This is a genomic window from Streptomyces sp. NPDC058231, from assembly GCF_042882275.1.
GTDB lineage: Bacteria > Actinomycetota > Actinomycetes > Streptomycetales > Streptomycetaceae > Streptomyces.
Genome location: NZ_JBHVWN010000169.1, coordinates 1 through 1,610, shown reverse-complemented (window position 1 = coordinate 1,610; position 1,610 = coordinate 1). Strand labels below are relative to the sequence as shown.

The window sequence follows — 1,610 nt, the reverse complement described above, 5'->3', positions numbered from 1 at the left end:
TAGCTTGATCTTTAACCTCGGGGTCCGAACGGTTCGTCGTACTTGATCACTCGGACTGGTAACTGCGGTGCACGCAGGCGGCCTTCGGCTGAGCATGTGATCCGACCAAGGAACACACAAACTCAGCACGAAGGCCGTGGGGATGAGTCTGTTGCATCATGCTGTCCGGCAGGATCCGTTTGCGGGATTGTCACGCTTCAGGGGTGAGTTCTACTCCTGTCTGACCAGGCGTGCGGATGCGCTGTTCGAGCTGACCGATGCGGTGCTGTGTGCGGATGGCCCGGTCCGGTCGCTGGTGGAGCTGTCGCTGGTTGGTGAACACCGCCGTGGGCACGGTGGTCTCTATGACGCTCTGGCCGCAGGGCGGGTCGACGTCGGCAGGTTACGGCGGGCTCTGGCCGCAGTGCCGCTGCCGCGGGCGGCGGACGGCCGGCTGGTGCTGGCCGCAGATATCACTTGCTGGCTGCGGCCCAGCGCGCACACCTCACCGCAGCGGATCCTGTGTCACACCTACGGACGGGGCAAGGACCAGCACATCCCTGTTCCCGGCTGGCCGTACTCGGTAATCTGCGCGCTGGAAACGGGCCGTAGTTCCTGGACCGCCCCGCTGGACGCGCTGCGTCTGGCGCCGGGCGACGATGCCGCGACTGTCACCGCCAGGCAGATGCGTGAACTCGTCGAGCGGCTGATCCAGGCCGGGCAGTGGAAGGACGGCGACCCGGAGATCCTGATCGTGGTGGACGCCGGATACGACGTGCCCCGGCTGGCTTTCCTGCTGAAGGATCTGCCGGTGCAGGTGCTGGGCCGGATGCGCTCGGACCGCGTCCTGCGTCGCGCGGTTCCGTCATACCCGCCCGGAACCCGGGGCCGCCCGGCCCGTCACGGAGGCGAGTTCGTCTTCGGTGACCCAGGCACCTGGAAGACCCCCGACGCGCAGACGGTGACCAGGACCCGCCTCTACGGCACCGCCATCGCCCGGGCCTGGGACCGGCTCCACCCCAGGCTCACCCACCGCTCCGCATGGACGGCCCAGTTCGGCACTCTGCCGGTCATCGAAGGGACCGTGATCCTTCTTCAAGTCGACGTGCTGCCCAGCGGCGCGACGCCGAAGCCGGTGTGGCTGTGGTGGTCAGGGACCGACGCCACCACCCCGGACGTCGACCTGCTCTGGCAGGCGTTCCTGCGGAGGTTCGACATCGAGCACACCTTCCGGCTGTTCAAGCAGACCCTGGGCTGGACCTGCCCGAAGATCCGCAGCCCCGAAGCTGCCGACCGCTGGACCTGGCTGATCCTCGTGGTCTTCACCCAGCTCCGGCTCGCCCGCCCGCTGGCGGCCGACCTGCGTCGCCCGTGGGAGAAGCCAAGCCCGGTGGAAAGGCTTACCCCTGCTCGGGTCCGCCGGGATTTCCGGCACCTCCGCCCGAAGACGGCCTGCCCTGCCGGAGCACCGAAATTCTCCCAGCCCGGCCCAGGCAGACCAATCGGCCGCGAGAACGACCGGCCCACCCCACGCTATGACGTGCACAGAGTCAGCAAACCGGGCCCCGCGAAGCAGCGGACAAAGAAGTCAACGACCCCACGTCCACGCCGCACAGGTTAAAGATCAAGTT

Annotated in this window: 1 protein-coding gene; it reads left to right on the top strand. The window is 67.6% G+C overall.

What is annotated here, in order from left to right; translation table 11 throughout:
- The first annotated feature begins 142 nt into the window (after positions 1 to 142).
- Complete coding sequence (locus tag ACFVXE_RS39045) at positions 143 to 1,600, top strand: NF041680 family putative transposase (RefSeq protein WP_389678549.1); 1,458 nt, start codon at positions 143 to 145, stop codon at positions 1,598 to 1,600.
- The last annotated feature ends 10 nt before the right edge of the window (positions 1,601 to 1,610 follow it).

Coding starts and splice junctions, on each gene's coding strand:
- ACFVXE_RS39045 (WP_389678549.1), top strand. CDS start 143: ATGAGTCTGTTGCATCATGCTGTCCGGCAGGATCCGTTTGCGGGATTG.